Below are 26,285 nucleotides of genomic sequence, written 5' to 3' on the forward strand. Positions count from 1 at the left end.
GCGCGGGGGCGGCCCGCGCAGAAACGGAGAACGGGATGACCGCAGCCAAGAGCCTGCTGGCGCTGTCGATGCACAAGGCCGGCAGTTCCATCACCAACAAGATCCTGACGGATTTCTGTTGCGAAAAGGGCATCGAGATCGACGATATCTCGCAGGGGGTGCTCGCCTCGCCGTTGCCTGAACGCGAGGTGTTCCTGCGGGCGCAATCCGGGATGCATCGCGGCGGGGCCTATTTCGGCATGGCGCGCGGGCCCTACGTGCGCGACATGAAGATCATCCCCGCGCTGCGGATCGTCGTGCAGCTGCGCGATCCGCGCGATTGCATCACCTCGGCCTATTTTTCGTACACCAAGAGCCACCGTCCGCCGGCAGACCCGGAAAAGCTGAAGGAGTTCATGGCGCGGCGGGACGAGTTGAAGATGATGAGCATTGACGAATTTGCCTGCGACCGGGCGCAGAACTATGTCAACCGGATGACGATCCTGGCCGATATCCTGGCCGATCACCCAGAGGCGCTGGTGCTGAAATACGAAGAGATGGTGACCGACACCCCGGCCTGGCTGAACCGGATCGCCGCCTTTCTGGATCAACCGGTGACCGACAGCCTGCGCGACCGGCTGGGCCACAAGATCGACTTTTCCGTGGCCCGCGAAGACGTCAGCAAACACAAGCGCCAGGTCGCGCCGGGCGATCATGCCCGCAAGCTGACACCACAGACGATTGCGGTGCTGAACGCAAAACTGGCCGCGCCGATGGGCCGGCTGGGTTATGGGATCTGATCGGGAAAATCACAAGACAGGCGGTGCGTCCTGATCCTGACCACGGCTGACGGTTTTTCGCCATGCGCGCGCGTGCCTTGTGATCACGGTACAGCCGCAACGCCAGCCGCGGCCCGGGCCAGCACCTCGCGGTACAGGCGCACCGGTTCGGGATTGTCGGCCAGCGCCCGGGTGATCTCGGAGCGCAGGGCGGCCTTGAGTTTCTCACGCTCTGGCGTGGGGCTGGCGACGCGCAGGTTGATATCCGTTCCGTGGCGCTTTGCTTCAGACCGGGCTTTGATTCTGGCCTGTACCTCGGCCGTATCGGCGGCCAGATCCCGGGACCGGGGCAGCGGGGTTTTCAGAACCGTGTTGAGCCGGGTGACGACGGTGTTGAAATCGCCCACCACCTCGTCGAACCGGGCCAGCAGATAGGGGGCTTTGAGATCCAGCAATTCGGTGTGAAAGGCGATATGGCGCTGCAGGCAGACTTCGGTCGGGACGTTTTCCCAGATCTTGTAGGACAGGATCGCATCGGCGGGATCGCGGATCAGCACCAGCATCGGAATGCCGTATCCCGCTGCCAGGCGCAGGTTCAGAACCGAATGGGTGTGATGGCCGATGGCGGGCCGTTTTTGTCCGGCGACCTCGCACAGGACATTGATCATGCCCACGCAATAGGTGTTGGCGCTGCGCGGATAGCCCTCGATCGCCAGGTCGTAGTCCGGACCGCAGACCAGTTTCTGCTCGTGGACTTGCAACAGGTCGGCGCGGATTTCATCGAGGGTCTGCATGGGGGTGCGGTCCTTTTCTGGTCATGGTCCGGGAGCGATCGCGGCGGCGATCTGCAGGAAGTGGTGCGCCACATGTTCGTTGCGGTGGTCGGCGCGGATGCGGGCCCGGGCGTCGGGGTCGGTCCTGTCGTGCCGGGTGGCGGTCGCCAGCAGGGTGTCGGCAAAGGCTGTGGCCTCATAGCGCGGCGCCACGGCACCGATGCCATAGGTGGTGACGAATTCCTGACAGCCGTGGCCGGGGCCGACCACCGGCACGCAGCCATAGGAACAGGCCTCGACCAGGATGTTGGGCCAGTTGTCCTCATACGAACAGCTGAGCAGGATATCGTTTTCGGCAAAGATCTGCACCAGCCTGGCGTGATCGGTGATGCGGCCGTGCAGCACATAGTCCAGCCCGCCGGTTTCCAGCCGATCCTGCAGTGCCTGATCTGCGGTGCCGACCACGTCGATACGCATCCGTTGCGGGGTTGCACCGGCGTCGATGCGCCGTTGCAGCAGATCCAGGCTGTCCAATGCCAGCGGCAGGGCCTTGCGCCGCTCGACCAGGGAATCCGCGATCAGCAGGATCCGGACCTGCCCGTCCGCAGGGTGCGGTGCCGGATCCGGGAGCGGTTCATAGGGGTTGCGCAGCACATGGGCGCGGGCCTCGGGGATCAGGCCGCTGGCGACCGCCCGATCGCGCAGGTAACGGCTGGGGGCGGCGAGATGCACGTTGGGCCGCGCGAAGATGCCGCGTTTGACACGCAGGTTGATGGGGATGAACCGGCTGTCGCACCGCGCGCTGTCGACCTGCGGGCACCCGTGGCAGCCCAGGACCAGCTTGTTGCACTCTGCCGGATAATGGCACCCGCCGGTCATGTAGTGGAAATCGTGCAGCATGAACAGCATGGGCGTGCCGCGCCGTGCCAGCGCATCCAGTTCCGCAAGGCCGAGCAGGAACGAGGCCCAGTGCACGTTGACGATGTCATATCCGGCCAGCAGATCGATCAGCCAGTCGCGGCGATAACCGGGGTATTCCACGGTGAAATGGGTGTTGGTCATCTGCCGGTTGCTCATCGAGCGCGGCGGTGCGACTTCGGGTGGCAGGATGCCGCCCAGCTCGCGGCGGGAGAGGAAATCGGCCTGCACCCCCGGTTGCGTGTTCAGGGCCGTGGCCATGCGATGCGCGGCCAGACCGCCACCACCGCCATCGGCGCTGGACAGCACGGCGATGCGGATGGGGGCGGGGGCCGCAGAGAGGTCGGGGGCCGCAGAGGGATGGGTGATCATCCGACCGCCTTCTGATCCAGATCCAGCAGCATCGCCTTGTTCTTTTCCACCGAGGCGCGCAGGGCTTGCAGCTGTCCGTGCAGGACCGTCTCGTTGGGGGTGGGGCCAGCCTGCGGCGTGGCCGCCTCTTCGGCCCGGTTGAACAGCCCGACCAGGATGTCCAGCGTCTTGCGGGCCTGATCAAAGCCGCCGTGGCGGGCCTGGACCAGCGCCAGTTCGGTGATCGATTCCGCGCGTTTTTCGCGGGTCTTGCAGCCCGGATGATAGACCGAATAGGCGATGTCCAGCGGCAGGTGCCGAAAGGGGAACCGCGCCGCCATGCCCAGGAACAGGTCGGCATCCATCGCATAGTGATGATCCAGCCGCACCGGCCCGGCCGCCTGCCAGGCCGTGCGCGAAAAGAATACGCTGGGCTGGATCAGGTGGTGGCGGGCATAGTCCAGCAGATGATCGAAGGTCAGTTTTTCGGGGCCAAAGCGGAAATGGTTGATCGGGGTGAAATCCAGCTCGGTCATGTAGGCATCGCCCACCACCACCTCGGTGCCCGGATGGTCGCGGAACATGCGGCGCACCGCCACCAATGTGTTGGGCAGGATGATGTCGTCGCCATTGAGCCAGTACAGGATCGGCTGGCCGGCCCGCTCGAACCCCTTGTTGATCGCGTCGGACTGGCCCTTGTCCGGCTCCATCACCACGGTCGCGAACATGTCGCGGTAATGATCGACGATTTGCGGCGTGGCGTCGGTGCTGGCGCCGTCCACCAGGATCAGCTCGACCCCGCTCAGATCCTGGCACAGCAGGCTGCGCAGGGTTTTTTCCAGGAAGGCGGCGGAATTGTAGATCGGAATCACCACCGAAACGCCGGGCAGGCCCGGCTCGGCGCTCTGGACGGTCAGATCGGCCTCCCAGGGGAGGGCGGATTCGGCGCGGATCGGATCAGGCAGCATCGCTGGACCTTTCGACGTGGGGTTGGGCTGGACCCGCAGACTGCAGGCGGGCCTGGGCATGGATCAGGATTTCGGCCAGCAGCCGGCGCTCCTCGTCGGTCTCGCAGCCCTGCACCAGATAATTGTAGATTCGCGGGTTGAAAATGCCGTGCTCGACCAGTTCGGCCCCGAAGATCAGGGCGATTTCGAGCTTTAGCGCCCGGGGGTTTTTCGGGTGCAGCTCCTGCAGATAGCGGATCGTCGCGTTGTGCAGATTGCCGGGCGGATAGGTCTGGGTCAGGGCCGGGCGATCGGGCATCATCGCTTGCAGGTCCAGGCAGTACAGGATGGCCAGCAGGCGTTGGGCAAAGCGCTGGTAGGGATCCGGGTTGATCTCAAGCAGGGCGCGCGCACGGGTCAGATCACAGCCGCCCTCGGCCCGGTCCCGCGCCGCCAGCAGGGCGATCGAGGCGGGCGGGCAGGCCCAGGCCAGTGTCGGGCTGAGCCGGATCAGCCGGTTGGTCAGCGCCTGGGCTTCGGCGTCGGGCAGGCGGGCGGGGGGCGGCGTGAACATCATCGTGCGCACCCGGCGGCTGTGGGCGGCATTGCGCTCGCACTCCCGGTCGATCACGGATTTGAACGCGGCGGCGGCGGCGGTCGGGTCGGGGTCCGCAATCCCGGCCAGGCGGTGCATGTCCGGCAGGTAATGGGCGAATTCGCCCATGTCGCCATAGGTGGTCGGGTGGCTTTCATGCAGCAGCATCCCGCTGTCGCCCAGGCCACCGCCGACCTGCGGCGACAGGATCAGGGCCGCCATCACGTAATCCCAGCCGGGAATGCCGAAACACATGCGCCCGGCACTGGCGCAGCGGTCGATCAGCGCCTGCACGCGCGCCAGCGCGGGGGGCGACAGCACAAAGGCGTCCAGCCCGCCGCGATAGGGGCTTTGGTCGGCAAATCCATAGATCTCGGGGCTGGCGCAATCCTCGCGGGTCAGGGCCACGGCGGGCATATGATCCAGCCAGTACGACAGCCCGTCGGCGCTGCGCATGGCCGGGTAGAGATCGGAATTGACCACCGCCACCGGGCCGCTGTCCGGTCCCGTACCCGGCAGGGCCTGCAGCAGCGGCGCAACCCGGGGCACCGGCTTGCCGTGGATCGCCTGACCGGTCTGTTCGGGGGGCAGCCGCAGGATGTCGGTGGCCTCAAGGCCCATGTCCAGCAGCAGGTCGGCTTCGGCGTCGGTATTGGCGCTGAGGCTGCGCACCCCGAGGGCCTTCCAGGCCTGAAAACAGCGCAGTTGCAGGGGCGCGCGGGAAAACGGGTTCAGTGAGGTGACCACTGTCAGCTCCTGCGTTGTCCGCGCCATGCCTGTCCGCCCTTCCGACCGCGCCTGTCCGTCCGCCCGTAACGGCGGATCGATCCTGTGTATCCCACCCTTAAAAGATGAGTCAGCCAGCATTTACGGCCTGTCCGCCCGGAAAGAAAGAGAGGCCGGGCGATTTGTCCGGGATTGCCTGTTCGATCCCATGGGCCGTTTCCGGTTCGGTGCGGTTTGCCTATGGGGAGCCAATGGGTCGATTGTGTCGTCCGGGGATGCGCTCTAAACAGAGCGCCAGGATCAGAGAAGCAGCAGGTTCCGCACGGCCCCATCCGGGCCGCGACGGCAAGACGAAAGGCGCAGGATGCCCGAAGACAGGATGCCACACCCCCGGACCGTCGTGCTGCATATCGGGCGGCACAAGACCGGCACCAGCAGTATCCAGAACACCCTGCGGCACAATCGTGCGCGGTTGCTGGAGCGCGGGGTGCTGGTGCCCGAATCCCTGCCGTCCAACCTGTCGGGGTTCTTTCTGAATGTCTTTTCCAAGCGGCCGGAAAAGAAACGCCATAATGTTCAGCACGGATTTGACCGGGCGCTGATCCAGGCGCAGGGGCAGCAGATGCTGGACCGGCTGGCGCAGGAGGTGGACGGATTCGCCGGAGACCGCATCGTGCTGTCCGGCGAGAACGCCTGTACCCTCAAACCTGACGAGGTGGCGCAGGTCCGGGACCGGTTTGCGACGATGCTGGCCCCGGCGGGGGGGCAGGTGGATTTCAGGGTGCTGCTCTATACCCGCAACCCGGTCAGCTATGCGTCGAGCGCCATCCAGCAGAACATCAAGAAAAACAATACCTTGCTTGAGGAGTATAAGCGCTTTGTCCTGAGGAATTCGGTGGGATGGTACCAAAGGATCCACGCCGCCTGGGCCGGGGTGTTTGGCGCGGCGGCGGTCGAATTGCGCAGTTTCGAGACCGCCTGCGCCACGCCCGGCGGGCTGATCGGCAATTTTCTGACCGCTAACGGGATTGCCCCCGAGGGGATCGCGCCGCAGCGGGCCAATGACAGCATCGCCGACGAGATCGCCGAATTCCTGTCTTCGCCCCATATGCCGAAACGGCCGCCCGACCAGCGCGGCAGCTGGTCCGCCGGATTCGATCTGAGCGCGGCGGACCAGGACATCCTGTTCGCGATCCGGGGCAGCAAGGGCGGGTTGCTGACGGCATCCGAACAGGCGGGGCTCTGGGAGGCGGTGGCCGGGGACATGCGGTTTCTTGAGCAGGAATTCGGGATTTCCTACCGTTCCGGGGACACCGCCGGACCCGCGCCGTTCGGTGCGGTCTTTGTCGACGATCTGGCGGCGGCCCTGCCGCGGCTGTCGCCGCCGGTCCGCCGGGGCCTGCTGGCCTATCTGCTGGATCGCCCTGCCCCCTGTGATCCGGCGCAAACCCAGCCTGGGGTGGACTCGTGATGCAGATAACACTTCATATCGGAACCGAGAAATCCGGCACCACCACGATCCAGAGGTTTCTCGACATCAACCGCGACCTGCTGCACGCACAGGGGGTCTGGGTTCCGTTGTCGCTGGGCCGGGTTCATCACCGCCGTTTGTCCGCGATCTTTCTGAACCACGGGGTGGTGGACGATTTCTTTCGTCACGAGGGCCTGCAGGATCGCGACGCGCGCATTGCCGCCAAACGCAGCTGGCAGGACGAGTTCGAGGCCGAGATCCAGGCCCGCGGGGCTGAGCATGTGGTGGTGTGCTCGGAACATCTGCAAAGCCGGCTGACCGCACCCGAAGGCATCCGCGCCCTGTTCGATTACCTGAGCCAGCGATTTTCGCGGATCCGGATCATCCTGTATATCCGCGAACCTCTGGCCACGGCGGTTTCGCTGTATTCGACCGCGATCAAGTCGGGGGGCGTGTTGGCGGATGTGCCCGAACCCGGCCATCCCTATTGGAACAATATCGTCAATCATCAAGAGACGATCCGGCGCTGGCAGGCCAACATGCCGTCGGCCGAGCTGGAGCTGCGGCTGTTTCAGAAGGACGATTTCGTGCAGGGCGATCTGCTGAGCGATTTCATCGCCGCCGCCGGGTTGCCTCAGCTCGAGTACAAGCGCCCGCCCCGGGCCAATGAATCGCTGAACCGGGTGGGGATCGAACTGCTGCGCCGGTTCAACGGCGAAGTGCCGGTGTTTCTGCCGGATGGCCGGGTCAATCCGATGCGCGGTGGTATCCTGCCCTTTTTCGAAGAGCATTTCCGCGCCGGTAAATCCTTTTTGCCCCGGGCACAGACGATCGCGGCCTATGAGGCGGCCTTTGCCGAGTCCAACGAATGGGTGCGCAAAACCTTCTTTCCCCAGCGCGCGCAGCTGTTCAAACCCGTGGCCGGCGCCGCGACCGGGGATACGGGACTCAGCCCGCAGGAACTGGACCAGATGGCGGGCCTGACCGCAGAGCTGTGGCGTCAGTGGCGGCGCAAGATGCTGGAAACGCCGAAAAAGCACCCGGTGCCGTAAGCGCGGCGCGCGGTCTTCAGGCGACAGCCGGCAGGCCCTAGCGCATCAGCACCGTTTCCAGCCGGTCGAACCGGACCGAAAAGGCGTCGCCCGAAAAGAACAGGTGGATTTCAGCCCCGTGGCTGTCGCCCATCGCGTCCGGCGGGATCGGGATATGGCTCTGCAACAGATGCGCACCGCCGGACGAGGCCATGTGCTGGGCGGCAAAACTATCGTGAAACTCCGCCGCGCGCAGCAGGCGCAGGCAAGGGCGGATGGCAAAGAACCCGTCCGAGACCACCTGGGCAATCACCCCGACATAACGCCCGTCGCGCAGGGTTTCAAAGTCGATGGCCCAGGACAGCGAAACCCAGGGCGAACGGCCCGCTGTGTCCATGCGCAGCGCGAACCCGGTCTCGGCCGGGGCAAAAGACAGTTCGGCACCGGCATCGGGCTGGCTGGACAGCCAGACCTGAGGCACCAGATCCTGGTGGGGCGCGGCGCGTTCGATGGCTTCGCGGTTGGCCAGGTCGGCCAGCCGGTCGTTTTCGGCCTGAAAGGCCTGGGTCTGCTCGATGCTCATGGCTGACTTCTAGCGAAGCGCCCTGTGCTCGCCAAGGCGTTTTTATCTTGGCGGGCGGGCCGCGCCGGGGCGCGTTGTACAGCCCCCTGTTTCCGGTGTAGGCAGGACGTGCAATGCACGAAAAAAAAGAGCGCGGGCCATGAAGATATACGTTGCCGGACATCGCGGTATGGTCGGGGGGGCAATCTGCCGCCAGCTGGCGCATCGCAAGGATGTCACCCTGCTGACCCGCACCAGCGCCGAGCTGGACCTGACCGATCAGGCGGCGGTGCGCGATTTCATGGCCGCCGAGCGCCCCGACCGGGTGATCCTGGCCGCCGCAAAGGTCGGCGGCATCGTGGCCAACAATACCTATCCGGCGCAGTTCATCTATGAAAACCTGATGATCGAATGCAATGTGATCCATCAGGCCTGGGCCGCCGGGGTCACGCGGTTGCTGCAACTGGGCAGTTCCTGCATCTATCCCAAGCTGGCCGATCAACCGATGGCCGAAGACGTGCTGCTGACCGGTCCGCTCGAACCCACCAACGAACCCTATGCGATTGCCAAGATCGCCGGGATCAAGCTGTGTGAAAGCTATAACCGGCAGTACGGCACCGATTACCGCAGCGTGATGCCGACAAACCTTTATGGGCCGGGCGATAATTTCCACCCCGAGAATTCGCATGTTCTGCCCGCGCTGATCCTGCGGTTTCACAAGGCGGTGCAGGAAGGGGCCGACGAGGTCGCGATCTGGGGCTCGGGCAAGCCGATGCGCGAATTCCTGCATGTGGATGACATGGCCGCGGCCTCGCTGTTCGTGATGGATCTGGATGGCGAAACCTACGCGCGCGAGACCCGGCCGATGCTGAGTCATATCAATGTGGGCAGCGGCACCGACGTGACCATCCGCGAACTGGCACAAACCGTGGCGCGGGTGACCGGGTTTACCGGTCGGCTGGTGTTCGATGCGTCAAAACCCGACGGTGCACCCCGCAAGCTGATGGATGTGTCGCGCCTGGCGCGGCTGGGCTGGAGCGCGACGGTTGGGCTGGAGCAGGGGATCGGCGAGACCTATCAATGGTTTCTGAACCAAGGTGCGGATCGCCTGCGGGCGAAATGACGCCAGACCCATAATGGGCGAGGTGGCGGCGCGAAACGAAGGCCTGCGGTGGCTTCTGCAAACGGGATGTGCAATTGTCAGGCCGGTGCGGTTTGGGCGCTGACCGATATAACACAGCCCATATTTGAGCGGCAATCCTGAAAGCCCAACTCAGTTTTCAAATCACTCATCACGCTCCCCCGCACCTGTCTGGAACTTGAACTGGCCGCCGGCATATTTCGCGAGGTCTGCCCTGAACATCCCGACGCAGCGCCTGCAGCTCGCCCTTTGTTGGTGCGTAGCTGTCTCCGGTAAAGACTCCCCGGTTCAGGTCGAGACCGCAACACCCTGCCCGCGCGCCTCACGTTCCAACTCACGCCGGGCCTCCTGACCAAGCCGCACCGTCACCTTGCCTGCGCGGCGGGCTTTGGTTGGCCTTTGCTCCGGTACGTCCGCATCACCCGACACTGTTTCGATCACCTGCGCAGAAACTAGGAAGACGACAGGCCGTGCTCCACCGCAACCGCTTCAAAGCGGGTCTTGCTGGCGGGCAAACACGGGATTGGATGAGGTCTGATTTCTGAGTCATAGTCAATTTTGTGCTACAATGCTGGCGCTTCGCCTATCCTGCATTATTACCTTCCTCTATCTAATATGTGCTCCGGGAGCACATTTCTCCCTATCGCAGACCGCAGACCGCAGACCGAAGGGGACGTCCATTCGCAGGCTTGTGTATTCTTGAAAGGGTAAAACAGGATCAGTTACCCACCCCCCCATCGCTCCGATATTTGGCATCTCCGCTCTGGGGATGGTAAGACCACGTGTCTTTTTTCGGCGGCAGGTGCATGATGCATCAGTCTGTATTCTGATCGCATGGCGGCAGATGTATCGACTGCAGCTATGGCCTGAAGCAGGAGTTCATCACGCCGCACTGCCCCCAGCAGAACGGGATGGCCGAGAGGGTGATCCGGACGCTCAAAGGGTAATCCCCCCCGTTTTTAACGGAGTTCAATTGTAGAACTTACGCAGCCTCAGTATGTGAACCCCTATCTCAAGCGGCAGAAAACCGATGCTGCGGACGCTGAAGTCAAGCTTTAGTCTCGGTATGCTGGACCAACACCTCATCCACGGGAATGCGTTTCGATTGCGGTGTCAGGACTGTCGGATCGACATGACCCACGGCGACGAAGGCGATGAATATCTCGTTTTCAGGAATACCCAAAATCCTGCGGATCGTCTGTTCACGCTCCGCATTCATCGCGGTATTGAGGCTGCAGGATCCCAGACCTAACTGTTCGAGGCCCAGCAGCAACGTCATCATGAAGAGACCGCCGTCGATGAAGGGCTGATTGCGTTCAGCCGCGAATAGGAATGCCGACAGATCACAGGTGACCAGAAGCAGTTTTGGAGGCATCTTGTAGCCGCTGAAACCGCCTTGCAAATCAAGCGCGGCCTTGATGCGAGAGGCATCCTCGAACAGATGCACGCGGGCTCCCTGCCTATTGCAAACCGAAGGTGCCTGCATGGCAATCTGCACAGCGCGCCGGATATCCTCATTGTGGACCGGGGCGGAGGTGAACTCGCGAACGCTTCGCCTGCCATAGACCACATCCAGGAAATTCCGATCCTGGTTGGTTTCGACCTTCGCTTCACGCACTGAGCCCGCAGCCAGAACGCCTCCATCCGTGTCATCGGCCTTTGTGATCAGGCTCTGGGCTGAGGCATTGAAAAGTCTCCAGAACTCGGACACGTCGACGTTCAGGCTTTTGTGACGCTCGAAGTAGACCCGCATTACCGATGCAGCGGCCCTGAAAAACGGGTCCTCCACCCCGCGCCCCATCGCGATCCAGCCGTTCATCTCCTTGGCCAAACCCGGAACTGCGATTTTGCCAAACCCCGCTCGGAAGTCGGAGCGGCTGAGGCCCTTTTCAATGGCATGGGCGTGAAACATCAGCCGCGCGCGGGCGCCAATGATGTCGCGTGATACGGTGCTTTGGGCATGTGCCTTGACGAAGCGTTCGTTGTCCTTCAGGGCCAAATCCAGAGCTACTTCAGCGTGGCCCGGAGCCTTTTTTACGGGCTTTATGGCGGCAACCGGAATCTCCTGTACCGCAATCCTTTCAACCTCAGCACCGGCGTGCTCACCTGTAAAGTGAACGGCACCCAACATGAATTGGGTAAAACCTTCCTCTGGGACGATGAATTCAACCGTATCGGTGCGCGATACATTTTTACGCCCCTTGATCGCGACGGTTCCGATGACACGGAACTTCCCGGTTTCCTCGTTCCTGATGTGCAGATTGATCGCGTTCCCCGTAGTACGCACCGTCCATTTAATCTTCATCCTGTAGGCCGCCTGCTTCAGAAGCGGAAAGGGAAGATCGCACCAGACCAAATTTCCTCGGATCGCGTCACTTGGCGCAACCGTAAGTTCGGTGGCGTTCTTTTTCGAGGTGATGCGCCAAGCCGCATTGTTGGCGCTAAATTTGGGCCGATCCACAAGGTCGCTGTCGTCTTCGTGGATCCTGTCTTTTGATAACCCCCAAGACTGGCGCTTTTCCTTGATACCACCAAGGAAGCCGAGCGGTCCTGATTGCGCAGACTGCCCCGACAGCGCAGCTTTCAACCAATGCAGCGATTTCTTGCGTTCGGTTTCAATATACTTATTCGCCTTCGTGAAATCGATGTCGAACGAAACATTTTGGTTTTCGTGGATATTTTCGACGCTGTCGGTCTCGTATACGCGGCGGCTGTCGCCAAAGCCCAGCGAGTTCATCAGATTCTTGAACCGGTCCACGCCGCGCTTGGTGTTGTAGATGGATGAGAACGGTTTTTTGAAGATCGCTGCAAAGATAGAACCGTGGAAGCTGTCGGTGATAACATAGCGAGCCTGTTTGTAGGCATGGAGAAAGTTCTCGGGTGAATCTTCGGCCAGGATCTCGAACCGATCATCGTTGTAGAGCTGCGAGACCAGATCTCGATCGCCATCGGGGTTCGGGATGATGACGATTTTCTTCAGCCCCAGCTTGTCCGCTGTCGCCAAGGCAACAGTTTTCTTTTCGGGTGATGGGTCAAGGAAAAATACCGCAAGATAATCCCCTGAAACCTTGGTCGTCGCCTGTTCGGCAAGCGCCTCATAATCTGTCCTTGGCAACAGGAAGACCGGGTCCACCACCAATGTTGCTTTGACGTCGAATACATCCTTGGCGGTATTCACCGCATAGCCTTCGCGAACGGAAATAGCGTCAAATTTCTTCAGGTTTTCGGTGTGTTTTTCGATGAATTCCGGTTTGAACTTTCCGATGCCTCTGTTGCCGAAGGACGTGCCATAGGCGACCCGTCTGTTTTCAGGGCTGACAAAATCGAGGAACAGATCGTCGTTCACGCGCCCGATAAGAGGGTTCCACAGTTGGTCACTTCCGACGACAAACGTCTCGGCCTGCTCGTTCAGAAGTGGCGTCTTGGAATAATGTTCCTGCTTGGTAAAGTTGTAACCAACGCGCTTGGCGAATTTCATCGACAGGATGTCATCGGGCCATGCAACGCGATAGCCGTTGTAGCCCAAGGGTTCATGCACCATCAGAACGCTATAGCCAAGATTTTCTATGGCCCTGTTGAGCCCATAATAGGTCAGGATGGAGCCGTAGTTTTTTCCATACCACCATCCCAAAATACCAACGTCGTATTTGTTTTTCCTCTGAGCAGTCATATTCGGTATCCTTACCTGTATGGTGACTTCGGTTATCGACAGGCTCCGTTTGGCTGATGTCGCTGAGTTGTTATTCTCGTAAGGTGCAGGGGCAATCTACCGTGCCGACCGGCTTCTCCGGCCCGGGTCATGGTTAAACTTCCTGACTTTGGGCCTTCCGATCATCCGTCCAAGTTCCTTAGGCATGCCAATCCGGCGTTCGCCTGAACAGGTGGCGCGTGCTGATAATCGCCTTCACCTCTTGGCAGACATCAGGATTGTCAGACGGACAGTCGCGCCAGACAGTTCCGAAATCGGCGCGAACAAGCTCGCAGACGCGCCACACCTTCGCAGTCGGAAGCCCGGCCTTAATCAGCCCGCCGATTTCCATCTCCACAAAACGACGCTTTCGCATCTGTTCACTCCTTCAAAGGTTGAGCAAATTCTACATCAAAGTGAGGGAAATTTCGGGGAAGACAACCACTAAAGGGCACTTCTCTCTGAGACCAAGGATAGGGGCGGACCAGAAGGCTGACCTTGCCGGTCAGGGTAAAATTTCTCGGTCAGGAACTGCTCCTTTTCTAAGATGCGCTGCATCAATTCGCCAGGGACCGCCGCATCTTTTCTGGCCTTGGACACATTGACCCGTTCTGGGCTATCAAGGAATGATCTTACCGCATCCTGGTGAAAGAATTCGGGGACAGTTTCCGTGGCAAACTGGTAGAGGCCCACGTTCAGTTCCTCTTGGCGAAAGATGTGATGCGCAATGTTGTGCCGGGACCAGATATCAATGAGGTCGTCATGGGATTTCGCCCCGAGTAGCGTTTTAGTGGGGTATTGCAGTGTGATACGCATGGCACGGTACGACATTATGCCGATCCCTAGATGCGCAAACCGGCCATACTGCTCTTGAAAAATCGGTGCATTCGCCTCATCCAGAACAAATTCCAACCAGCGCGGAAAGCTTTCATATAGATCAAGCAGCCCTCTCTTTCTGAGGGATGTATACGTGCTTCCCCGCTTATCCCGTCCATACTGAAAGAGGCTGATGTATAGACTAACAGGTTTGCGGACCGTTGAAAAATACACTGCATCGTCACGGTAACTGGCCGTGATCGGGCGATGTTTAGCGGATTTTATATGCTCCAGCGCACAGCAGCTCTTCAGAAACAGCGAGACATAAGTGCTTCCTGTTTTCTGATTGTCAAGAAAGACTAAACGACCGTAGTCATACATCTGTGCCTCCGTCTCTTCGGTGCGAGTACGTGGCACAGATGCCCAATAAGGGCAAGTCGTAGTGGGCTTGCCACACAAAGGTCACGGCTGCTCAGTCCATTTCAGGCAGCCCTTCTTGACACTCCCCCGAGGGCAGCAAGATCATCCAGTTCACGGATCAGCTTTTCACGTGAACGGCCTGTACAACGGTTCCGATCAGACCCGTTAGCCCATGATCGCCTGATGCATCGCGATGGCCTCGTCCAGATCGTCGAAATACTGCATCTGGCCGTTTTCCAGCACGATGCCGGAGTCGCAGAATGCGCGCAGCTCGCTCATGCTGTGGCTGACCATGATGGCGCTGCAATATTGCATCCGGTCGGCAAAGACCGCGCGGCTCTTGCGTTTGAACGCCGCGTCGCCGACGGCGGTGACCTCGTCCACCAGATAGGTGTCGAAATGGATCCCCATCGAGGCGCCAAAGGTCAGCCGCGAGCGCATGCCTGACGAATAGCTGCGCACCGGCATGTAAAAGGATTTTCCCAGCTCGGCAAAATCCTCGACAAAGGCCATCAGTTCCTGGGTGTCCACACCATAGATCCGGGCGATGAAACGCACGTTCTGCGCGCCGGTCAACTCGCCGTGGAACGAGCCGCCAAATCCCACCGGCCATGAAATCGTGCCATCGCTGACGATGCGCCCGCTGTCCGCGCGCATGGTGCCGGCGATGATCTGCAACAGGGTCGACTTGCCCGCCCCGTTACGCCCCAGCAGCGCCAGCGACCGCCCCGTGGGCAGGGTCAGGTTCAGATTGTCGATCACCACCCTGCGCTCGCCCTTGATGCGAAAGCTTTTTGTCAGGTTCTCGAACCTAATCACCGGCGTTCACCTCTGGCGAACGCCGCGTGCCGACAGGGTATTCGCAACGCGAATATCCCGAAAGGCCATCGGCAGATCGTTGCGCCCCCTGCCCCATGGCCCTAACTGCGGTCCCGAATGGAATAGAACACCAGCGCCAGGATCGACCAGAGCAGCACCAGGAACAGCGCCGCCAGCGCCGTCAGCACCACGCGGCGGGGGTATTGGGCCTCGGTGGCCAGGGTCGGCTTGATATAGGTCGCCAGATACCGGCTTTGCCGGGCCGCATCGTCGCGCGCCACCTCCAGCGCCGTCAGCGCGGCGCGATAGGTCTGTTCGGCATATTCGCGATCCACCGACAGGCTTTCGAATTCCGCGATCAGCGTCGGGTAATCCTCGCCCACGGCACCGGTGTCGGTGTTGTCGCTGGTAAAGGTCGCCCGCTCGATCCCGATGCGGTCGCGGATCACGTCGATGCGCTGCTGCGCCTTGGTCAGCCGCGGATCGGTTTCACTGGTGGTGCCACGCAGCAGGTCGAATTCGATCAGCGCTTCGGCCAGCTGTTGCTGCAGATTGTTCATCACCCCCATGCGGCCCTGGATGTCGGCCTCGGGATCGACGATCTTGGTGCGGGTGCGGAACCGGGTCAGCGCCTCGCGCGCCTCCTTGAGCCGCACCACCGCCTGATCCAGATCGGCACGGGCATAGCCCATGGCATCCTCGCGCGCCTGGGTGTTCAGCGCATTGATCCGGTCCTGGCTTTCGCGCACGATCTCGCGGGTGATGGCGCGGGCCATCTCGGGGTCAAAGGCCAGCGCCTGCACCTCGATCAGCCCGGTGCCGGAATCATAGGAAACCCCGAGCACCCGCTGCCAGTACCAGACCAGATCCTCGAGCGTCGCATCCGGCCACAGCGCAAAGGCCCAGTCGCCGGGCCAGGGCTGTGCGTAATGGTCCGCCAGATCCAGCCGCTGATCCAGCACCGCGACCATTTCCTGGCTCTGGATGAAGGCGTACAGGATATCGCTGTCGGACGCGGTGTTGCCGCCGGCGAACTGCGTCAGCCCGCCCAACAGTTCGGTCGCGCCGCCGCTTTCCTGGCTGCGCACGGTGAACCCGGCGGTCGAGGCATACTGATCATTGGCAAAGGTCGCGAGATACAGGATCACCGCCGCCAGCGGCAGCAGCACCAGCAGCACAAAGCTGCTCAGCAGACCCCAGTGCCGCCGGTGCATCCGGGCCGGGCCGGCGATCGGCTGAACCTGCACCACAGCCGGTTTCGGGCTCGGCTTGGGCTTCGGCTTGGGCTTGGGCTTGGGCTTGGGAGCGGCCCGCGGCCCGGGAATGCGGCCCAGTTTACCTGCGGGCCCCGGTTTTGCCCCCGGCCCCGGCGTCCGTGCCGGTGCGTGTCCTGATTTTGGACTCGATTTCGGAGCCCCGGTTTTCTGGTTCATGCCGCCCGTCCCGGCGCAAAGCCGTTTGAAACTCTTTCGGATTTCTTACATAGTCAGGACTGCAAACGCCAGTATCAGACCGGTTTTCATGTCACTTCATCCATCCGCTCCTGACACGGCCCTGTCACCCGAGACGGGGTCCGAACCAAGGCCCGCCCTTTCGCCGGCACCACCCCGGCGGTTTGCATCGCTGCGGGTAATCCTGGCGCTGATCCTGCGCGAGATGTCGACCCGCTATGGCCGCACGCCCGGCGGCTATGTCTGGGGTGTCCTCGAACCGCTGGCGGCGATCCTGTTTCTCAGTATCGGCTTTTCGCTGGTCATGCGCAGCCCGGCCCTGGGCACCAGTTTTCTGCTGTTTTACGCCACCGGCTATCTGCCGTTCAGTCTGTATCAGACGCTGTCGGCCATGATCGGGGCCTCGATCCGGTTCTCCAAGCCGCTGCTGCGATACCCCGCCGTCACCTGGCTGGACGCGGTGCTGGCCCGGTTCCTGCTGAACAGCCTGACCGGCGTGTTGGTCGCGGTGATCCTGCTGACCGGTATCCTGGCGATGATCGAGCACCGCACCCAGCTGGACCTGCCGCCGATGGTGCTGGCGATGGTCCTGGCCATGGGGCTGGGGCTGGGCGTCGGGGTGATCAACTGCGCGATCAGCGGACTTTATCCGATCTGGGAAATGATCTGGTCGATCCTGACCCGACCGCTGTTTCTGGCCTCGGGGATCTTCTTTCTGTATGGCAGCCTGCCGCCGCTGGCCCAGAATCTGCTGTGGTACAACCCGCTGATCCATATCGTCGGGCTGATGCGCACCGGGTTCTATCCCACCTACGACGCGCCCTATGTCAACGTGGCCTATGTGCTGGGCGTCAGCCTGGGGCTTCTGGCGATGGGGCTTTTGCTGCTGGGGCGCTATCACCGCGAGATCCTGAACCGTTAGGCGGCACCCCGGCCAGCGCCAGGACAGCCGCGTGATCGCCCCCGGTGCGCCCGGCCAGCCCGTCGCGCACCGCCTGCCCCAGCAAGCGCAGGAACACCACCCGGTCGCCGCCGTGATGGCGCACCTTGGACAGCCATTTCGGCAGCACCACCATCATCACAGGCCAGAACATCCGGCCCGCCGCCAGCCGGTACAGCAACAGCAGGTTGCGGTGATAGTAATACACTTTCCACAGCGGGCGGAAGCGGCCGCGCTGGCCCTGAAAGGTGGAACAGTCATGCTCAAACCGCAGGCTGGGTTCGAACCCGATGCGCCCGCCGGCCTTGCGCAGCGCCAGGGTAAACAGCCCGTCATCGCCATAGACGAACAGCCGCCCGTCGGGATAGCCGATGCGCGCGATTGCGGCGCGCGACACGAACAGGCCGACAAAGCTGGCCACGTCCACCGCCATGCCGGGACCGTCGTAATCCGCCGGGGTGACGTGAAAGCCGCCGCGCCCGCCGCCCAGCAGGGTGCGGCGGAACTCGCGCCCGTGCCAGAACGGATTACGCGACGGGCGGTTCATCTCGCAGATCTCGCCATCGGGAAAATAGACCGCCGCCGCCACCGCCTCCCAGCCGCGATCGGGCAGAGCGTGAAAGGCCGCCAGCGCACCGGGCAGGGGGCGGGCATCGTCATCCATCACCACCATCCAGTCCGGGTCGAACCGGGCGCTGGCCTGACGCATCCCGGCCTCGAACCCGCCGGCCCCGCCCAGGTTGCTGTCCTGGGTCAGCACATGCAGGCGCCCGTCGCCCTGCGCCGCCAGCCAGTCGCCTGTGCCGTCGGTGCTGGCATTGTCCACCACCAGCACCGCGGTCAGATCGGCGGCGGGTTCGTTCAGCAGCCGCCGGACGGTCGCGCGCAGCTTGTCCAGGCGGTTGTGGGTCACCACCACCGCCACCAGCCGCTGCCGTTCCCGATCCTGCTGTGCAGCCACGTTTTACCCTCTTGCCTGCCCGCTCGCCTGCCCACTCGCCTGCGTTGTCCGCGGCTAATCCACAAATCCACTGCCGTGTCAAATCACGACCCATGACAGCCGCAGGTTGATCTCCATCGCATTGTTTGTTTTCAATAGGTTACAGGAATTTGTTTCGCACGCGAAACAATCCGGTTTTTGAATGCGTTACCTTTGAACGGGAGACCGATGCCCCCCGGATCGGCAAATATCGGCGATATCCATCCAATCGCATTGTTTATTTTCAAGAACTTACAGAGATTTGTTTCGCGCGCGAAACAATCCATTTTTGGAATACGTGCCGGATCAGCGGGTTTTCAGCCAAATCTGCAAGGCGGCGAACAGATCGGCATCGACACCGCCGCCGGTCAGCTCGATACGCCCGGCCTCGGCATCGAACCGGGCCGCCACACGGTTCTGCATTAACCGCCGGGCCACCGACTCGGGATCCGGCCCGGTAATCCGGGGCTGCATCGAGGGCGGGGCCGGGACGGTCGGGGACGGGACGGGTGGGGCGTCAGGCGGCGGCGCATCTTCGGCAGATCCCTGCTGCGGCCCTGTCCAGCTGTGCAATGCCTCCCAGAGGATCTGCAGCTCGGTCTCGGCATCCCGGTCGACATCGTCGCGCAGCCGCAGCCGCAGCGCGGTGGCGAAACGGTGGTCTTCCAGCGCCCGGGCCAGACCCAGACCCAGCTTTTCCGGGATCTGCGCCGGATGGTTCAACAGCCTGTCCAGCGGTTCGACCAGGGTCAGAAAGCTGCCGATCTTGGAGCGCCGCGAGCGGCTGACCGAGCCGAACAACCCGCGCAGGGCGGCGCGCGGGGTGGGATAGATGCCGCGATGCACCGCCTGCAACGCGATGCGGCCCTTTTCATACAGGCTGAGCGCGGCGCGGATCTCGTTTTCCTCGACCATGGCGACATAGGCGCCCTGAACATCCGCCGGGGTGATGACGCGGGCCTGCACCGTGGCAAACCGGGCCTCGCCGGTGCGCGCCTGCAGACGGCGCAGCGCGGTCAGCCGTCGCCAGCCGGAAATCAGCCCGTGGGTCTTGCCGTTCTTGGGTTCGGGCAGGGCGACCACCTCGATCGGGGTCTGCTGGCCGCGCGCCTCAAGCGAAGCCAGCAGCGCCGCCATCTCGTCGGGGTCAAACCCCATGCGGTCGCGCACCAGATGGGTCTCGTCGATGCTGTCCAGGGCCAGCGTCTCGATCATCCGGCCTTCGGCGCGCGCCCGGCCCAGGGTGTCGGACAGTTCGGCCAGGGCCGCGCTGGCGCTGGCGTCGCCCGCGACCTGGGCAATCGGCGGGGCCCCCAGCGGCCCCCGCGACGGGGCCGGGGGGTTAGATTGCAGATATCCCGGCTGCGCCGGAGTCAGTCGTTTGCGTTTGGCCATTCTGTCCCCCTGTTCACGGCAGCGTCGCGCCCGCACCGGCGCGCTCCTGACGCCGCCAGATGCCCAGAAGCAGCCGTTTGAAGGCGGCATAGGTGGCATCGAATGTCTCGCGGCCCCGGGCATAGGTCTCGCGGTTGAAATCGCGGTAATCCGCTTCGTAGATGCCTGACACCTGCTCGCCGGCCTGACCGATCAGGGCGGTGAAATCCTGGCGGTGCGGCGACAGGGTCTGGCCCAGATAGGCCTGCATCAGCGACGACAGCTCGCCCTGCTGGGCGGCGTCATAACGGGTGATCACGGCGCGCACCGCATCCCATTCAAACGCCATCTCGGGACGGCCCAGGGCGCGGGCGGCGATGTTCTCGCTGTCTTCGATCGACTGAAAGGTGGAATGCAGCATGTCGAAGAACCGGCCCGTGCTGTCGAATTCCAGGAACGACGCCCCCAGCGGCACCAGCAGGATATCCGCCGCCGCCAGCCCGTTGATGGTCAGATAGCCAAGCGCGGGCGGGGTGTCGATGAACACCAGATCGTAATCGGCCAGCACCCCGTCGGCCTCAAGCCGGTCGGTCAGCGCATCCCACAGCTTCCAGCCGCGCGCCGCCATCCGCCAGACCGGAATCTGGAATTCGGCCCAGTACAGGTTCAGCTGGGCCCCGATCAGGTCGATATTGGGCCAGTGGGTTTTCTGAATCACATCCCCAGCGGTCATTTGCATCGCGGCGCTGAGGCTGTCATCCAGCGGCTGTGGCGCCTCGCCCCGGTCCATGCGACGCTGGTTGTCGGCCCGCAGATGTTCGCCGTAATGGCGCGCCAGCAGCGGGAAGGCCGTCTGCCATTCGTCCTCGACCCGGCCGGCGAAAATCGAGGTCATGCTGCCCTGGCTGTCCAGATCGATCACCAGCACCCGATAGCCGTCCAGCGCGGCGGACATCGCCAGATGCGCCGCGGTGCTGGTTTTGCCCACGCCGCCCTTGAAGTTGGCCACCGCCACCAGTTTCGCGGGCAGGCCCGGCGGTCGATAGGGCAGATAATTCTTGGCTTTCGATCCCTGCGCCCCAAAGAACCCGCGCAGGGTCAGAACCTCGTCCAGGGTAAACCATTTGGCGCCGCCTTCGGTTTCGGACTGGCCCTGGGGCAGCTCGGGATGCTGTTTCAGCACACGCCGGAAATGCGCCTGTGCCACCGGGATCAGGTAACGGGTGATTTCCCAGGTCGAGAACAGGCGCAACTGTTTGCCGCCGGTCTCGTTCAGCCCCCGGCTGGCCAGATCGGCACGGCCCTGTGCACAGGCACTGGCGATGCGGGCAAAATCCCCGGTGTCAGAGGGTGGGTCCAGATCGGCCAGCGCCGCATCGGGATCGATGTTGAAATAGGGCGGGAGCCCCGCCGTGTCCCTGGCCATGAATTCTGCTCGATGTGCTGTGTTTTCGCAAGCGTACCATGAAACGTCTGACATGGAAGAAAAACCGTCACAAAATCGGATTTTTCTAAGCAATAGGACGAGATCAGGGTGTCACGGGGCGGATCAACCGGGGTTGGCGGTTTTTTTTAGGTGTTAGAATCGTGTTATTTAAATGTTACGGCATTTTATGGGACCCCGCAAACTCTTGTAGAAAAACGATTTTAGTGGGATTCGTGGGGTTTGAGTGACTCTGAACCCCCGAAATACCGACTCTGAAGCCACGTTCAAGCGATTCCGAACCCCCGTTTGCAGCGGTTGCCGCCTTCTGTGGATAACTCTACGGTGGGTGTCATCGAAACCACGATAAAACGAGTCGGATACCGACCATGGGCAGTGCAGGCGAAACGGGGGCTCTGGCAGGGCCAGGCAGGGGTGTGGACGGGCTGTTGCCGGATCGGCACCGGCAGGGCGATTTCTTTCTCTGCGATTTTTTCGATGCGATCCCCAAGGACGATATCGCCAGCATGGAGCACCCGCTGTTCTCGCTGGCAACGCGGCCGGACCGGCGCATCCTGGACTATACCCATAACGGCACCCGTATCACGGTGACTCCAAGCGTGCGCGGGCTGGCGACGATCCATGACAAGGACATCCTGATCTTCTGCATCAGCCAGTTGATGGCGGCGCTTAATGCCGGGCGCGCGGTCAGCCGCACGTTGCAGCTGAAGGCGCACGATCTGCTGGTGGCGACCAACCGCGAGACCAGTGGCGATGCATACCGACGGCTGCGCGATGCGTTCGAGCGGCTGGCAGGCACGCGGATCACCACCAATATCGTTACCGGCGAGATCGAGACCACCGCCGGGTTCGGTCTGATCGAGAGCTGGGAGATCGTGCGCAAGAGCCGCGGCGGGCGCATGGTCAGCGTCAGCGTGACACTGAGCGACTGGCTGTTTCGCGCCGTTCTGAGCAAATCGGTGCTGACCCTGAGCCGGGATTATTTTCGGCTGCGCAAGCCGCTGGAGCGGCGGATCTATGAATTGGCGCGCAAGCATTGCGGCCGCCAACAGGTCTGGACCGTCTCGGTGGACACGCTGCTCAAGAAATCCGGCTCCGCCAGCCCGCGCCGGGTGTTCCGGGCGATGCTGCGCGACATGATCAAGGCCGGGCATCTGCCGGATTACGATATGAGCGAGGCCCCCGGCGATCTGATCCGCTTCAGCCTGCAGGGGCAGATGGTAGAGATCTCTCCGCCTGTGGTGAGCGCGGCGGCGCATGATGCGGCGCGCGCGCTGATGCCGGGCATGGATGTGCATGCGCTCGAGGCCGAATGGCGCGGGGTCTGGGCCCGCACCGGGGCACAGCGGCTGCGCAGCGCCGATGCCGCCTTTGTCGGCTGGATCCGCAAGCGGGCGGGCGGGTAGGGGGCGCTGCCCCCTCCGGCGAAAATCGCAGATTTCCTCCGTTCACCCCCGGAGTATTTTTTGCAAGAGGAAGCGGGAATTCGTTAACCTTGCCGGTGCAAGATGGGGCTGCGGTACAGGCGGGAGCGCCGATGGCCGTGCAAGGGGAAGAATGAGATTCTTCTTCGGGGGGATACGCAGGCGTCCCCCTATTTCCTCTTGCAAAAAATACTCCGGGGGAGTCGCGCGCCAGCGCGGCGGGGGCAGCGCCCCCGGATTGACCAGAGGGGAAATGCGTGCCCCGGATGCAGACAGTGGGTGACGCCTGTGGGCATCGTTGCTAAACCCGGCGCAGGATTGAAGTAAGGGTACAGGGTTGATGCAGATCGAGAAGACGGCGTTGTCGGGTGTGCTGATCCTGACCCCGGCGCGGCATGGCGATGCGCGCGGATTTTTCGCCGAGAGCTGGAACCGGCGGCGGCTGGCCGAGTGTGGCATCGATCTGGATTTCGTGCAGGACAACCATTCGCTGTCGGGTGCGGTGAACACCCTGCGGGGGCTGCATTTTCAGGCCCCGCCCCATGCCCAGGCCAAGCTGGTGCGCTGTGGCCGGGGGCGGCTCTATGATGTGGCGGTGGATATCCGCAAGGGCAGCCCCACTTACGGGCACTGGGTGGGGGCCGATCTGAGTGCGGCGAACGGGCGGCAGATGCTGGTGCCTGCCGGATTCCTGCATGGTTTTGTCACCCGCGAGCCGAATACAGAGATTCTTTACAAATGCAGTGACTATTATGCGCCCGAGTGTGACGGCGCGGTGCATTGGGACAGTTGCGGCATCGATTGGGATTTGAGCGCTGCGCCGCTGTTGTCGCCCAAGGATGCCGGCGCGGTGCCGCTGGCGGATTTCGACAGCCCGTTTGTGTGGGAAGGATGAGACGATGAAGCTTCTTGTAACGGGCGGGGCCGGTTTCATCGGCTCGGCGGTGGTGCGTCTGGCGATGGGGCAGGGGCATCAGGTGGTGAACCTGGATGCGCTGACCTATGCCGCCTGTCTGGACAATGTCGCCCCGGTGGCGGATCTGCCGGGTTACAGCTTTGTGCAGGCCGATATCCGCGACCGCGCCGTGCTGGATACGGTGTTTGCCGAGCATGCGCCCGATGCGGTGATGCATCTGGCCGCCGAAAGCCATGTCGACCGGTCCATCGACGGCCCGGGCGATTTCATCGACACCAATATCACCGGCACCTACAACATGCTGGAAGCCGCACGCGCCCATTGGCTGCAGGCGGGCCGCCCCAAAGCGTTCCGGTTTCACCATATCTCGACCGACGAGGTGTTTGGATCTCTGGGGGCGACCGGCCAGTTCACCGAAGATACGCCCTACGATCCGCGCAGCCCCTATTCGGCGTCCAAGGCGGCCAGCGATCATCTGGTGCGGGCCTGGCACGAGACCTATGGGCTGCCGGTGGTGCTGAGCAATTGCAGCAATAATTACGGCCCCTATCATTTTCCCGAAAAGCTGGTGCCGGTGGTGATCCTGAACGCGCTGGCGGGCCAGCCGATCCCGGTTTACGGCGCGGGGGAAAATGTGCGCGACTGGCTGTATGTCGAGGATCACGCCGATGCGCTGCTGACCGTTTTGCAGCGGGGCGCGGTGGGGCGCAGCTATAATATCGGTGGCGAGAACGAGGCCCGCAACATCGATCTGGTGCGCAAGATCTGCGCCCTGCTGGATGAAAAACGCCCCAAACCTACGCCTTATGGCGATCAGATCGCATTTGTCACCGACCGCCCCGGCCACGATGCGCGCTATGCGATCGATCCGACCCGCATCGCCACCGAACTGGGCTGGCGGCCCAGCGTGACGCTGGATCAGGGGCTGGAGCGGACGGTGCAGTGGTATCTGGACAATGAACCCTGGTGGCGCGCGCTGCAGACCCGCGATGGGGTCGGTCAGCGGCTTGGCACCGGATGATCCTGGTTTTCGGCAAAACCGGGCAGGTGGCGCGGGAACTGGCGTTGCATTCGGGGTTGACCTGCCTGGATCGGGCGGCGGCGGATCTGTCGGATCCCTCCGCTTGTGCCGCCGCGATCCGGCTGCGCCGACCCCGCGCGGTGATCAATGCCGCCGCCTATACGGCGGTTGATGCCGCCGAGGAACACGAAGCCGAGGCCACCGCGATCAATGGCGACGCCCCTGGCGCGATGGCGGCGGAATGTGCCGCCCTGGGCATCCCCTTTGTGACCCTTTCGACCGATTACGTGTTTGATGGCGGGGGCGAAACCCCGTGGAGGCCCGGCGATGCGCCCGGCCCGCTGGGAGCCTATGGGCGGTCCAAGCTGGCCGGGGAGCGGGCGGTGGCCGCGGCGGGCGGGGTCTGGGCGGTGCTGCGCACCAGCTGGGTGGTGTCGGCCCATGGCAACAATTTTGTGCGCACCATGCTGCGGCTGGGGGCCGAGCGGGATGAATTGCGCGTGGTGGCGGATCAGATCGGCGGCCCGACCCCGGCGCGCGATATTGCAACGGCCTGTTTGCGGATGGTTCAGGGGCTGGAAACCGCACCCGAGCGGGCCGGGGTGTATCATTTCGCCGGCAGCCCCGATGTCAGCTGGGCCGGTTTTGCCCGCGCGATCATGGCGCAGGCAGGGTTGGACTGCAGGATCCACGACATCCCCAGCGCCGAATATCCGACCCCGGCGGCCCGCCCGGCCAATTCGCGGCTGGATTGCCGCGGGTTCACCGCCGCCTTTGGCATGGAGCGGCCCGACTGGCGCGCCGGGCTGGGTGAGATTTTGAACGCGTTGAAGGAAGGTTGATCACATGAGCACACGCAAGGGCATCATTCTGGCCGGGGGCAGCGGCACGCGGCTGTATCCGATCACCATGGGCGTTTCCAAGCAGCTGCTGCCGATCTATGACAAGCCGATGATCTATTACCCGCTGTCGGTGCTGATGCTGGCGGGGGTTCGCGAGATCCTGATCATCACCACGCCGCAGGATGCCGACCAGTTCCAGCGCACCCTGGGCGATGGCGGCCAATGGGGCGTATCGCTGAGCTATGTGGTGCAGCCCAGCCCCGACGGGCTGGCGCAGGCCTATATTCTGGCCGAAGAGTTTCTGGACGGGGCGCCGTCGGCGATGGTGCTGGGCGACAACATCTTTTTCGGCCACGGCTTGCCCAATCTGATGGCGCGGGCCGATGCGCAGGATGCGGGCGGCACGGTGTTCGGCTATCACGTGGCCGATCCGGAACGCTATGGCGTGGTGGCGTTTGACGACAGTGGTGCGGTGCGCGAGATCATCGAGAAACCGGAGGTGCCGCCGTCCAACTATGCGGTGACCGGGCTGTATTTCCTGGATGGCACCGCCCCGGTGCGGGCGCGGCAGGTGGTGCCGTCGCCGCGTGGCGAGCTGGAGATCACCAGCCTGCTGGGCCTGTATCTGGCCGAAGGCGCATTACGGGTCGAGACCATGGGGCGCGGCTATGCCTGGCTGGACACCGGCACCCATGGCAGTCTGCTGGACGCGGGCAATTTTGTGCGCACGCTGGAGGAACGTCAGGGGCTGCAGGCCGGCTGCCCCGAAGAGATCGCCTATCAGCAGGGCTGGATCAGCCGCGACGAGCTGGCCGCGCGGGCGGCGATGTTCGCCAAGAATTCCTATGGCGCCTATCTGGCCGGGCTGTTGAAATAGG

24 protein-coding genes are annotated in these 26,285 nt (G+C 62.8%); 10 read left to right on the forward strand and 14 right to left on the reverse strand.

The features are described 5' to 3' along the window. Positions 1-779: sulfotransferase domain-containing protein (locus NANH_RS24945; protein WP_036049070.1), on the forward strand; the 779-nt coding region annotated here is incomplete at its 5' end. An 83-nt stretch (positions 780-862) separates the two neighbouring features. On the opposite strand, the gene NANH_RS0100435 is transcribed toward NANH_RS24945, so the two are convergent. Genes NANH_RS0100435 through NANH_RS0100450 form a run of 4 tightly spaced genes read right to left on the reverse strand, consistent with a single transcriptional unit; the run spans position 863 to position 5,116 of the window. Then, positions 863-1,552, reverse strand: a complete 690-nt coding sequence (locus NANH_RS0100435) for a hypothetical protein (RefSeq protein ID WP_027260284.1) — start codon at positions 1,550-1,552, stop codon at positions 863-865. A gap of 21 nt (positions 1,553-1,573) precedes the next feature. Then, positions 1,574-2,821: a glycosyltransferase gene (locus NANH_RS0100440; protein ID WP_027260285.1), complete on the reverse strand. Its 1,248-nt coding sequence runs from the start codon at positions 2,819-2,821 to the stop codon at positions 1,574-1,576. Further along, positions 2,818-3,768 (reverse strand): glycosyltransferase, encoded by a 951-nt coding sequence (locus NANH_RS24950; RefSeq protein WP_051372165.1) that lies wholly within the window; start codon positions 3,766-3,768, stop codon positions 2,818-2,820. Before NANH_RS24950 ends, NANH_RS0100440 begins: the two co-directional genes overlap by 4 nt. After that, positions 3,758-5,116, reverse strand: coding sequence for a hypothetical protein (locus tag NANH_RS0100450; RefSeq protein WP_139236579.1), 1,359 nt, complete (start codon positions 5,114-5,116; stop codon positions 3,758-3,760). The genes NANH_RS24950 and NANH_RS0100450 overlap by 11 nt, the downstream gene beginning before the upstream one ends. A 331-nt stretch (positions 5,117-5,447) precedes the next feature. Between NANH_RS0100450 and NANH_RS0100455 the strand changes: the two genes are divergently transcribed. Both NANH_RS0100455 and NANH_RS0100460 read left to right on the forward strand, forming a co-directional pair. Continuing rightward, the gene (locus NANH_RS0100455) at positions 5,448-6,539 is read left to right on the forward strand and encodes a hypothetical protein (protein ID WP_139236581.1); all 1,092 of its coding nucleotides are present in this window, start codon (positions 5,448-5,450) and stop codon (positions 6,537-6,539) included. Further along, positions 6,539-7,591, forward strand: a complete 1,053-nt coding sequence (locus tag NANH_RS0100460; protein WP_027260288.1) for a hypothetical protein — start codon at positions 6,539-6,541, stop codon at positions 7,589-7,591. Before NANH_RS0100455 ends, NANH_RS0100460 begins: the two co-directional genes overlap by 1 nt. Positions 7,592-7,628: 37 nt before the next feature. Here NANH_RS0100460 and NANH_RS0100465 read toward each other — a convergent pair whose 3' ends face one another. Further along, the gene (locus tag NANH_RS0100465) at positions 7,629-8,153 is read right to left on the reverse strand and encodes a hypothetical protein (RefSeq protein WP_027260289.1); all 525 of its coding nucleotides are present in this window, start codon (positions 8,151-8,153) and stop codon (positions 7,629-7,631) included. A 139-nt stretch (positions 8,154-8,292) separates the two neighbouring features. Here NANH_RS0100465 and fcl point away from each other — a divergent pair, with 139 nt between their 5' ends. Further along, positions 8,293-9,255: a GDP-L-fucose synthase gene (gene fcl, locus NANH_RS0100470; RefSeq protein WP_027260290.1), complete on the forward strand. Its 963-nt coding sequence runs from the start codon at positions 8,293-8,295 to the stop codon at positions 9,253-9,255. A 306-nt stretch (positions 9,256-9,561) separates the two neighbouring features. Here the strand turns inward: fcl and NANH_RS29030 are convergent, their stop codons facing one another. The 6 genes from NANH_RS29030 to NANH_RS24960 form a co-directional block, all read right to left on the reverse strand. After that, positions 9,562-9,702: a hypothetical protein gene (locus tag NANH_RS29030; protein WP_211237067.1), complete on the reverse strand. Its 141-nt coding sequence runs from the start codon at positions 9,700-9,702 to the stop codon at positions 9,562-9,564. A gap of 619 nt (positions 9,703-10,321) precedes the next feature. Continuing rightward, entirely contained in the window at positions 10,322-12,943 is a 2,622-nt protein-coding gene (locus NANH_RS27295; protein ID WP_074920748.1) for a polysaccharide pyruvyl transferase family protein, read from the reverse strand. A 178-nt stretch (positions 12,944-13,121) separates the two neighbouring features. Further along, a complete protein-coding gene (locus tag NANH_RS0100480) occupies positions 13,122-13,337 on the reverse strand; it encodes a hypothetical protein (protein ID WP_027260291.1) in 216 nt (71 codons plus the stop codon). Between the two features lie 68 nt (positions 13,338-13,405). Beyond that, positions 13,406-14,158 (reverse strand): hypothetical protein, encoded by a 753-nt coding sequence (locus NANH_RS0100485; RefSeq protein WP_027260292.1) that lies wholly within the window; start codon positions 14,156-14,158, stop codon positions 13,406-13,408. Positions 14,159-14,362: 204 nt separating this feature from the next. Next, positions 14,363-15,016 (reverse strand): ABC transporter ATP-binding protein, encoded by a 654-nt coding sequence (locus NANH_RS0100490; protein WP_027260293.1) that lies wholly within the window; start codon positions 15,014-15,016, stop codon positions 14,363-14,365. Positions 15,017-15,117: 101 nt separating this feature from the next. After that, on the reverse strand, positions 15,118-16,449 hold the full coding sequence (locus tag NANH_RS24960; protein ID WP_074920750.1) for a sugar transporter: 1,332 nt from the start codon (positions 16,447-16,449) through the stop codon (positions 15,118-15,120). Between the two features lie 88 nt (positions 16,450-16,537). Between NANH_RS24960 and NANH_RS0100500 the strand changes: the two genes are divergently transcribed. Next, positions 16,538-17,389, forward strand: a complete 852-nt coding sequence (locus NANH_RS0100500) for an ABC transporter permease (protein WP_081710388.1) — start codon at positions 16,538-16,540, stop codon at positions 17,387-17,389. Here NANH_RS0100500 and NANH_RS24965 read toward each other — a convergent pair. From NANH_RS24965 to NANH_RS0100520, 3 genes are all read right to left on the reverse strand, one after another. Next, positions 17,319-18,368: a glycosyltransferase gene (locus tag NANH_RS24965; RefSeq protein ID WP_074920752.1), complete on the reverse strand. Its 1,050-nt coding sequence runs from the start codon at positions 18,366-18,368 to the stop codon at positions 17,319-17,321. The two genes, NANH_RS0100500 and NANH_RS24965, sit on opposite strands and share 71 nt — an antisense overlap. A gap of 324 nt (positions 18,369-18,692) precedes the next feature. Further along, positions 18,693-19,781, reverse strand: coding sequence for a ParB/RepB/Spo0J family partition protein (locus tag NANH_RS0100515; protein WP_027260295.1), 1,089 nt, complete (start codon positions 19,779-19,781; stop codon positions 18,693-18,695). A 13-nt stretch (positions 19,782-19,794) separates the two neighbouring features. Further along, positions 19,795-21,186 carry an AAA family ATPase gene (locus NANH_RS0100520; RefSeq protein WP_027260296.1) on the reverse strand — a complete coding sequence of 464 codons (1,392 nt, stop codon included), beginning with the start codon at positions 21,184-21,186 and terminating at the stop codon, positions 19,795-19,797. Between the two features lie 386 nt (positions 21,187-21,572). On the opposite strand from NANH_RS0100520, the gene NANH_RS0100525 reads away from it, so the two are divergent. From NANH_RS0100525 to rfbA, 5 genes are all read left to right on the forward strand, one after another. Next, positions 21,573-22,610, forward strand: a complete 1,038-nt coding sequence (locus NANH_RS0100525) for a replication initiator protein A (RefSeq protein WP_051372167.1) — start codon at positions 21,573-21,575, stop codon at positions 22,608-22,610. A gap of 358 nt (positions 22,611-22,968) precedes the next feature. Further along, complete coding sequence (rfbC, locus tag NANH_RS0100530) at positions 22,969-23,523, forward strand: dTDP-4-dehydrorhamnose 3,5-epimerase (RefSeq protein WP_027260298.1); 555 nt, start codon at positions 22,969-22,971, stop codon at positions 23,521-23,523. A 4-nt stretch (positions 23,524-23,527) separates the two neighbouring features. After that, positions 23,528-24,565, forward strand: a complete 1,038-nt coding sequence (gene rfbB, locus NANH_RS0100535; RefSeq protein WP_027260299.1) for a dTDP-glucose 4,6-dehydratase — start codon at positions 23,528-23,530, stop codon at positions 24,563-24,565. Further along, complete coding sequence (gene rfbD / locus NANH_RS0100540; RefSeq protein ID WP_027260300.1) at positions 24,562-25,407, forward strand: dTDP-4-dehydrorhamnose reductase; 846 nt, start codon at positions 24,562-24,564, stop codon at positions 25,405-25,407. The genes rfbB and rfbD overlap by 4 nt, the downstream gene beginning before the upstream one ends. A gap of 4 nt (positions 25,408-25,411) precedes the next feature. Beyond that, positions 25,412-26,284 (forward strand): glucose-1-phosphate thymidylyltransferase RfbA, encoded by an 873-nt coding sequence (gene rfbA, locus NANH_RS0100545; RefSeq protein ID WP_027260301.1) that lies wholly within the window; start codon positions 25,412-25,414, stop codon positions 26,282-26,284. Position 26,285: the final 1 nt, after the last annotated feature.

The organism is Sedimentitalea nanhaiensis DSM 24252 (assembly GCF_000473225.1).
In the GTDB taxonomy this organism is placed as follows: Bacteria; Pseudomonadota; Alphaproteobacteria; order Rhodobacterales; family Rhodobacteraceae; genus Sedimentitalea; species Sedimentitalea nanhaiensis.

Coding starts and splice junctions, on each gene's coding strand:
- NANH_RS0100435 (WP_027260284.1), bottom strand. CDS start 1,552: ATGCAGACCCTCGATGAAATCCGCGCCGACCTGTTGCAAGTCCACGAG.
- NANH_RS0100440 (WP_027260285.1), bottom strand. CDS start 2,821: ATGATCACCCATCCCTCTGCGGCCCCCGACCTCTCTGCGGCCCCCGCC.
- NANH_RS24950 (WP_051372165.1), bottom strand. CDS start 3,768: ATGCTGCCTGATCCGATCCGCGCCGAATCCGCCCTCCCCTGGGAGGCC.
- NANH_RS0100450 (WP_139236579.1), bottom strand. CDS start 5,116: ATGGCGCGGACAACGCAGGAGCTGACAGTGGTCACCTCACTGAACCCG.
- NANH_RS0100455 (WP_139236581.1), top strand. CDS start 5,448: ATGCCACACCCCCGGACCGTCGTGCTGCATATCGGGCGGCACAAGACC.
- NANH_RS0100460 (WP_027260288.1), top strand. CDS start 6,539: ATGCAGATAACACTTCATATCGGAACCGAGAAATCCGGCACCACCACG.
- NANH_RS0100465 (WP_027260289.1), bottom strand. CDS start 8,153: ATGAGCATCGAGCAGACCCAGGCCTTTCAGGCCGAAAACGACCGGCTG.
- fcl (WP_027260290.1), top strand. CDS start 8,293: ATGAAGATATACGTTGCCGGACATCGCGGTATGGTCGGGGGGGCAATC.
- NANH_RS27295 (WP_074920748.1), bottom strand. CDS start 12,943: ATGACTGCTCAGAGGAAAAACAAATACGACGTTGGTATTTTGGGATGG.
- NANH_RS0100480 (WP_027260291.1), bottom strand. CDS start 13,337: ATGCGAAAGCGTCGTTTTGTGGAGATGGAAATCGGCGGGCTGATTAAG.
- NANH_RS0100485 (WP_027260292.1), bottom strand. CDS start 14,158: ATGTATGACTACGGTCGTTTAGTCTTTCTTGACAATCAGAAAACAGGA.
- NANH_RS24960 (WP_074920750.1), bottom strand. CDS start 16,449: ATGAACCAGAAAACCGGGGCTCCGAAATCGAGTCCAAAATCAGGACAC.
- NANH_RS0100500 (WP_081710388.1), top strand. CDS start 16,538: ATGTCACTTCATCCATCCGCTCCTGACACGGCCCTGTCACCCGAGACG.
- NANH_RS0100515 (WP_027260295.1), bottom strand. CDS start 19,781: ATGGCCAAACGCAAACGACTGACTCCGGCGCAGCCGGGATATCTGCAA.
- NANH_RS0100520 (WP_027260296.1), bottom strand. CDS start 21,186: ATGGCCAGGGACACGGCGGGGCTCCCGCCCTATTTCAACATCGATCCC.
- NANH_RS0100525 (WP_051372167.1), top strand. CDS start 21,573: ATGGGCAGTGCAGGCGAAACGGGGGCTCTGGCAGGGCCAGGCAGGGGT.
- rfbC (WP_027260298.1), top strand. CDS start 22,969: ATGCAGATCGAGAAGACGGCGTTGTCGGGTGTGCTGATCCTGACCCCG.
- rfbB (WP_027260299.1), top strand. CDS start 23,528: ATGAAGCTTCTTGTAACGGGCGGGGCCGGTTTCATCGGCTCGGCGGTG.
- rfbD (WP_027260300.1), top strand. CDS start 24,562: ATGATCCTGGTTTTCGGCAAAACCGGGCAGGTGGCGCGGGAACTGGCG.
- rfbA (WP_027260301.1), top strand. CDS start 25,412: ATGAGCACACGCAAGGGCATCATTCTGGCCGGGGGCAGCGGCACGCGG.